Here is an 8052-nt window from a genome sequence, read left to right as displayed (position 1 = left end):
TGGATAACAATGTTACTCGTTTTGTTGTTCTGTCAAAGCAAAGCCATGAAATAACTGGCAATGACAAGACCTCAATAATATTCTCCATTTATGAGGACCGTCCAGGTAGTTTATACAATGTTTTGGGAATTTTTCAAAAAAACAATATAAATTTAACAAAAATTGAATCAAGGCCTTCTAAAAAAGGTTTAGGCAGATATCTGTTTTTTGTTGATTTTAATGGTCATCAAAATGAGGAAGTCATTCAAAACATTTTAAATGAAATAAAAGAAAATACTTATTTTTTAAAAGTTTTAGGTTCCTACCCAGAATTTAAGTTAAACTTATAAATTAATATGGATATATATTATTATGTTATAATGTTCAGGGAGGGTAGGCATGTCAGATGATAGAGATAAACTTCTTAAAATTATGAGTAGTTTGGAAAAAGATTATAGGTCTGGAAAAATTTCTGCTGAAAAATATAGTTATTTTCGTTCAAAATATGAAGATAAGCTAAATACTATTGATGCTCAGGCAGCTACCAGAAAAATCAGGTCTATGCAAGGCAAACCTGCTGATAATACTAGAAAAAGAAAAAGAAGTAAAAAACCTACCGGTAATAAAAAGAAAGAGGAACAAGATTTAGTTCAAAAATATATTATTAATCCTAAAAAGGGTGATGCAAAGTATAATCGTAAGGAAAAATCTTCTATGGATAGCGGTACTTTTAAATTATTATTGTTACTGATATTGGTAGTTGGTTTCACTGCAGGTGTTGCTTACGGTATTTTTAATTTTGACTTTAATGCGTTATCCAGTACTGATTCAATAGCAGTTGTTCAAGATACAGCATTCCCTGAGCTTAATAATACTGTTGTACCTAATACTACTAAAACAACAACTTCTAAAACTAATTCTACTTATTCAAGTGGCACTTCGGATTCCTCTTCATCAAGTTCTGTTGAAACTACGAGGGATTCTTCTTCAAGTAGTAGTTCTTCTAGTTATAATCAGGGATCCCGAAGTAGTAGTCAAAGTTCTCAAAGTAGTTCATCGTCGAGCAGTAGTAGTCAGAGTTCTCAAAGTAGTAGTTCCAGTTCGGGAACGGAAAATTAGTGAATAAATTCTCATTGGAGGAAATATTATGAAAACTAAAATATTAAAAGGAAGTATTGTTGTTTTTGTATTGTTATTGTTATTTGTATCTGTAGCTAGCATTAGCGCTGAGTCAAATGACACATCTGTTTTATCTTTATCAAAATCAGGTATTACTATTAATTATCCTTCTAATTGGGGTTATTCTCAAGCTATTTCACCATATTCCATCATGGCTATTTCAAAAGCCGATGATGTTGACTCTTTTGGTGTAGGTCAGGTTAATATTAATATTGAAAAGAAACCTATTGAAGGAGATTTCGCTACATTCGTTAATAAAACTTATGAACCTATGAAATATGATTCAAATTATCAGTTAGTATCTTCCGGTTCATCAATGATTGCAGGCAATAAGGCTTTTGAATATATTTATACTTCAAAGGAAAATAATGTTGCAAAGGAACACAAAGCTGTTTGGTTTGAAAAAGGCGGACAAGCTTACGTGCTGCTTTATAGTGCACCAATGGATAAATTTGAATCTAATTTGTATGTTTTTGATTATATCTTATCAGATATTCAAATTACATAATTTCTTTTTTTTTTAAGGTGTTTAAATGATTATATTATGTGTTACAGGTAGCATAGCTGCTACCGAATCAATAAAATTAGCTCGTGAATTTAGGAGAAATGATGTGGATGTTAAATGTTTCATGAGTGAATCTGCATGTGAAATTATCCATCCTAATGCTATGGAATTTGCAACCGGAAATGAGGTTGTAACTAAATTAACAGGAGATATTGAGCATGTAAAGTATTCTCAGGAAGATTTAATTTTAGTTGCTCCGGCCACTGCCAATACAATTTCCAAATTTGCTCATAGAATTGCAGATAATCCTATTTCAACTTTATTAATCACTGCCTATGGTCATGATACACCAATAATTTTTGTTCCATCAATGCATGATTCCATGTTCAAGGCCATTAAGGAAAATATTGATAAAATTAAACAGGAAGGATCAGCTAACTTCATCAAACCAAGAATGGATGAGGGAAAAGCTAAATTCCCATCCAAAGAAGACATTGTTTTAGAATCATTAAGAACAATTAATTTAAATAAGGATTGATATTATTATTAAAGGCAAGAATATTTTGATAAGTTTGGGTGGAACTTATGAACCTATTGATTCCGTTAGGGGAATAACCAATAAATCTTCAGGAAAAATGGGTTTGGAATTAGCCAAGGAAGCTTATATTCGAGGAGCCAATTTGACTTTGGTTGTAGCTAATGTGTCTGTTGAAATTCCTTCTGTTTTTAATGTTATAAAAGTTGAAACAGGCGCGCAAATGAATAAATCTGTTTTGGATTTAATTCCTGATTATGATATTTTCATATCTACTGCGGCGGTTTCAGATTTTGAGTTTGTAAAAAAGTCAAATAAAAAAATTGATTCAAGCAAATCATTATCAATTAATTTAAAACCCACTACAAAAATCATCCGTCAAATCAAGAAGGTCAATCCAGATATATTTTTAGTAGGATTTAAAGCGGAATTTAATATTTCCCGTGATGAAATAATTGAATGTGCCAGAAAACAAATTTCAGATGCGGGCACTGATTTGGTTGTTGCTAATGATATTTCAAAAGACTGCTGTCATTTTGGATCTGATAACAATGAGGTACTGATTGTTGACGAGGATGTTTTAACAGTTCCGTTAACCTCAAAAAAACAGGTTGCTAAAATAATTTTTGATGAAATTTCTAAAAAAATATGATTGCATATATATGTGATTATTTTAAATCTATTTTTTATTTAACTACTATTTAATTTTTTAATTTAAGACTTATTATTATGTATCATTTCATATAACTATGAATTATATTGATTGTTTTTTTAATATTTTTGAGGTGTTTCCTTTCGCTTTATGGCGGGTAATTGATTGTGTTGTTAATTTCTTTTAAACTTCTTCAATTAAAATTTTAAGTGTAATCTAATATTGTTTTTTTCATGTATTTTTTGTGATGGGTGTAAAATTAATTTTAATTTGGTGGGGGGTGTAAATTAATTTTTCAATATGTTCTATTTTTTTCTAAGCTATTTTAGGCATTATTGAGTAATACTTTTTAGAATAAAATAAGTAGACTAATCTTTGAAAAAAACTTTTTTAAAAACAGTTATTTAAATAAAATAAGTTCATGCCTTTAGGTATTAGTTAAATGGAGTGATTAATAGAGTGAATCAACCTAAAGGACGTTTCAATGAACTTTTATTTTATTTGCATTAGCATATTTTATATTTTATTTTATAGTATAAAAAGGTATCTAAGTAATACTTTTTGGCGAATTTTGTAGTAATTTTTTATATTTCTCAGACTAATTTTTTAGTTGATTGTCGCTCAAATATGGGGTGATTTTTTTCAATAATTTTTCTTGCGTGGACAATAGAGTATTGCCTTTTCTATACCTGTTTTGTTTTATGTTTTGATTAATTTTAAAAAAGTTATCTTAATATTTCTTTTGATATTGGGTGGATTTTGATTTGGGATTTGATATGGTTTGTGTTTTAAATGTTTGTGTTGTTGCATAACTGATTATTTCTTGGTGTTGATAAAATTTTTGAATTTTTTTCATCATGCAATTTCTAAGGTGTTGGTATTTATTAGGATATTATTGGTATACTTTTTTGGATATTGATTGATCTCATTTCTTTTTTGCAATTCTCTAAAAATTTAAATCTATATGAATCTTTTAATTTTTATCTAAACTTTAAAAATTTATTTTTTTTAACAGATTCTTAAAATTTTAGCTATCTTATTGATATTGTCATCAGAGATATGGTTAAAGTTAAAAGATTATTGATTGCTATAATTGAAAAAAAGAAGAAGGGTAGATGCGTGTTGCACCTACTTGATTTTAATTTTGGTGTTTTTGGTTGCTTTTTTGTAGTAGTTGCTTCCTTTATATTTGATAACTGCTTTGTAAGTTCCTTTTTTAGTTAATTTGGTAATTTTAAAGGTTGCTTTGCCTTTGCTGTTGGTTTTGGCAGTGTATGTTTTACCTTTAACATTTAGGGTGACTTTTGTTTTTTTCATTGCTTTGTTTTTGCTGTTTTTTAGTGTTATTGTGTATTTTTTGGTTTTTGTTGTTCTTTTGAATGTTTTTGCTTTAGCTGTTATTTTTGTTTTTTCCTTGTTGATGGTAATTTTGACGGTTTTGCTTATTGGATTGTAATTTTTGTTTCCAATTTTGATTACCATGTTCTTTTTACCTGCTTTTGCAGTTTTTAGGATTTTTACAGTTAATTTTATTGAAGCAGCTCCATTTTTGATGGTGGATGTTCCAATGTTTTTACCGTTTAAGGTAAATGTTACTTTGGTGCCGTCAGCTACATTTTTGAAGCTGACTTTGTATGTTCCACCGTAGTTGATGACATATGCTGCATTTTTTGCATTAATTGTAATGTCTTTTTTATTTACAGTGAAATTAACAGAAATTTCCGCTCTTGACATGTTATTGTCAATGTATGTAACATGGGCATTGTAAGTTCCAGCATTTAATTTAGGAATATCAAGTGTTGCAATTCCATCTTTTACATCAACATTATATTCAACATTATTAACTTTAATAACAACTTTTCCACTGTTTAATGGGTATATGGCACTGCTGTTTACTCGAACTTTGATGTTGGCGGAATTGCCGTAAACAATATCTTTAGCTTCAAGAATTTCTATGCTTATTGTATCGTTTACCAATGGAACATCACTTGTAACGTTATTTAAAGTTATTTTGGCACCTTGGTTGACATCAATGCAATCTTCACAATTGCCGATGAATTCAGAATTGCTGATTGTCATGTCAGTTTCGGTTTTAATTGCACTTCCCTCATTTGCATTATTTTCAGTAAATTTAGAGTTGTTTATGTTTGATTTACCTTCATTGTGTATTGCTCCACCGTATTCTGCAGCATTTTCGATAAACTTGGAGTTGGTCACATTTACTTCTGAATAAATGTAGATTGCTCCGCCATATGGTGCATAGTTTTTGTGGAATTCGCAATTAATTAAGATTCCGGTTCCATTAACATAAATTGCTCCGCCTCTGGTTTTACTATTGCCGTTAATGAAATTAATATTTTTCAAGGTAACATTGTTTGCTGTAATGTTGAATATTCTTGCAAGCCCTATTCCATTGATGGTGTGACCTTTTCCGTCAATTGTGAAATTGTCTTTGCTGATTATGATTCCATCTATAAATTCTTCATCGATATCTGTATATGTATAATCATTTGTTAATTCAAGATAATTCTCATGGTTTTCGATTTGATGTGAAAGCATCATAAATGATTCATTGTTAAGCACTGTGAATGCTTTGATGCATGCTACCTGTAATGCGTTTTTTCCTTCGTTATTCCAGTTATAATCATAGAGGTCAGTCCAGTTTTCACCGTCAAAGCTTATAAATGAGATGTTTTCGCTGTAAAATTTATTGACGTATATTGTCCCTTCACAGATAGGGACGCTGGCATTATTGTGATTGATTTGGAATTCTATTTCAAAAACATCACCCATTTCCAATGGGATGACCTTTCCGAGTTCAATTGTCCAGTATCCTGATTTTGAAAATCCTGTTTTACTTAATTTTAAAGCATTGTTGACATAAACTGATAAATTCCAAAAGCTATCTTCCTTGAAATATGTGGATACTCCTGCTAAAAGTTCATTGTTGGTTGCATTGAATCTGTTTTTATACCATACTGTATCATTTAGGGTATTGATGAAATCAGTTTGTGCCTGATCGTACTGGTAATTTTTCTCGTATTTTATTGTACTGTTGAATATGATTACGGATGTGCCTAAAAAGTCTGATTTTGAAGGGCAGGAGGTATCATAATATGAAACATAGAAATAGCCGTCTTCTCCCCACTCAGAGCCCCAACTGTTTTTACAAATCCATGCTCCTAATCCTGGAGCATTAGGTATTTCCATTGTGTCATTCCAACCTACAATAACAATTTCATGATTGGAATAAATGGATTCATTGTAATACTGCTTAACAGAATTTGTTGAATAGATAGCGGATACTACTCCCCCATATTTCATTATCGCTTTTTTGATTTCATCATTATCTGTGAAGTTATCTCTTTTAATGTTTAAAATATTCTGGACGTGCAATACACTATCAAACAAATTTGAATATCGACTAATCTCTATATACGGATCATCCTCTTCCAAAACGGGACCTAACCAGCTTACAAGGTAACCTATGTGCGTATATGGAAATCCTCCATAATTTGGTTCATAAATCCAGCCGAATGGTGATGTGTTACTTGCAATGTTTTTCATGTTGTTTTCTGAAAGGTCCAGTAATAAATTATGTGATTTTAAAACATTTGACTCCAATCCTCCAATTGCTGCAAAAGCCCAGCAGTTACCCTCATCCATCTGGTCCTTAACGGAAGTGGTCTGATTTAAGTCAGCTAAATTGTAATACTGGGGGATGTAATCAGTATCAGTATAATTGCCTATGAAAAATGTGTAATTTCTGCTGATAATTATTAGATTATCCTTATCATATGAAATGTAATTGACATATATGGTTTTATTTTCTTTCGCTGAATTATTCTCATAATTATTTTTTGAAAAATCTTGAGTTGATTTGGAAACGATATAAATTGCGCTGCCATAACCGCTGGCATTATTGTTCTTGAAGGTATTGTTTTCAATTAGTACGTTTTGCATATCTGTTAGATATATGGCAGATCCAAAATTACCAGTATTTGAGGAAAAAAGTGAGTTTATTAAGTTTAGATCACCCTTTTGGTGGAAATAAGCTCCAATGAGGCTTGATGAATTTGTTATAGTCAGATTATTGAATGTTGAATTACAATTGTTGATTAATATTCCTGCTCCATATTTTGATTTAGCATTAACTATTGATAAATTAAATCCATTGAATGAATCTGAATCGCTACAATATATTGCTCCGCCTTTTAATGTTGAAGAGCAATTGATAAACTCAGTTGAGGTGATTTTTATTTGAGAAGGATCTTTAAATAAATTTTCAAATAATATTGCACCTCCCCTATCGGCTTGGGAATTATAAAACTTACAATCGTTGATATTGATGTTTCCGCAAGAGATATAAATGGACCCTCCAGTTTGCTTTGCTTTTGAATCATAAAAGGTACAATTGTCAACAGTGAAATTTAAAAGGGCGTAAGTTGTATAATATATTGATCCTCCCCTTCTCCCGGCAGAATTGTTTATAAATTCACAATTGGATATGTTAAGATTTCCTCTACTCATATAGACGGATCCATAACTGGATGTGCCGGTATTGTTAATGAATTCACAACCATCAATTAAAGCATCAGCCTGATTTACGCGAATACATGGTGTGCTTTTTGCGGTATTGTTCACAAATTTGGAATCGGTTATATTGATTGCTGATTTTTCGCAGGTCAATACTCCTGAAGGAGATCCAATTTTGTTGTTAATAAATTCGCAGTTGTAAATGGTGAGGTTTGATTTGGATGCATAAATTATTCCATAAGTTATATAGGAATCTGATACGACATTTTCGTTGTCAATAATTTTTGAGTCTTTAATATTCACTGTGCTGTAATATGCTTCTAAGATGCCTGCATCTAAAATGGTGTTATTGTAAAATGTACAATTCACCATATTGATATTGCTGCTGTCACTGTAGCCGTTGTAAATCATTCCTGTTGGGAAGTCTTCAGAGTAGTTATATTTGAAATCTTTGAAAATGACATTAGATAAGGTCATGTTTTCAGGAGCATGGATTTTGATGTTTTTCAGGGTAAGATTCTTGAATGATACAAATTCGGTTATATGGATGGTGCTTCCGTTACCGTTGATGATAGTATTTGATGTGTCTTCACCAATAAATGTGATGTTTCTGTGTTCATATTCCTGTTTATAGTCATATTCTCCATTTTTCAAGTAAATGTTTGA

Annotated in this window: 6 protein-coding genes; 5 read left to right on the top strand and 1 reads right to left on the bottom strand. The window is 30.8% G+C overall.

Features of this window, described 5'->3' with window-relative positions:
* The 5 genes from UIB65_RS03410 to UIB65_RS03390 all read left to right on the top strand — a co-directional run.
* On the top strand, nt 1-329 hold a 329-nt coding region (locus tag UIB65_RS03410), incomplete at its 5' end, for an ACT domain-containing protein (RefSeq protein ID WP_330039722.1).
* Between the two features lie 49 nt (nt 330-378).
* Nucleotides 379-1098, top strand: coding sequence for an endoglucanase (locus tag UIB65_RS03405; RefSeq protein WP_330039721.1), 720 nt, complete (start codon nt 379-381; stop codon nt 1096-1098).
* 28 nt (nt 1099-1126) lie between these two features.
* Entirely contained in the window at nt 1127-1666 is a 540-nt protein-coding gene (locus UIB65_RS03400) for a hypothetical protein (protein ID WP_330039720.1), read from the top strand.
* A gap of 25 nt (nt 1667-1691) precedes the next feature.
* Complete coding sequence (locus UIB65_RS03395; protein ID WP_330039719.1) at nt 1692-2201, top strand: flavoprotein; 510 nt, start codon at nt 1692-1694, stop codon at nt 2199-2201.
* Between the two features lie 34 nt (nt 2202-2235).
* On the top strand, nt 2236-2850 hold the full coding sequence (locus UIB65_RS03390; RefSeq protein WP_330039723.1) for a phosphopantothenoylcysteine decarboxylase: 615 nt from the start codon (nt 2236-2238) through the stop codon (nt 2848-2850).
* Nucleotides 2851-3978: 1128 nt separating this feature from the next.
* Here UIB65_RS03390 and UIB65_RS03385 read toward each other — a convergent pair.
* A partial coding sequence (locus UIB65_RS03385; RefSeq protein WP_330039718.1) for a C1 family peptidase occupies nt 3979-8052 on the bottom strand: 4074 nt, incomplete at its 5' end.

Origin of the sequence: Methanobrevibacter sp. (assembly GCF_036307625.1) — an archaeon.
Classification (GTDB): Archaea; Methanobacteriota; Methanobacteria; order Methanobacteriales; family Methanobacteriaceae; genus Methanocatella.
Note: the sequence above shows the minus strand (reverse complement) of the source record. Positions and strands in the feature narration are given on the sequence as shown.

What these genes read in the sequence shown, in the direction of transcription:
- UIB65_RS03400 (WP_330039720.1), top strand. Translation starts at nt 1,127, where the DNA reads ATGAAAACTAAAATATTAAAAGGAAGTATTGTTGTTTTTGTATTGTTA.
- UIB65_RS03395 (WP_330039719.1), top strand. Translation starts at nt 1,692, where the DNA reads ATGATTATATTATGTGTTACAGGTAGCATAGCTGCTACCGAATCAATA.
- UIB65_RS03405 (WP_330039721.1), top strand. Translation starts at nt 379, where the DNA reads ATGTCAGATGATAGAGATAAACTTCTTAAAATTATGAGTAGTTTGGAA.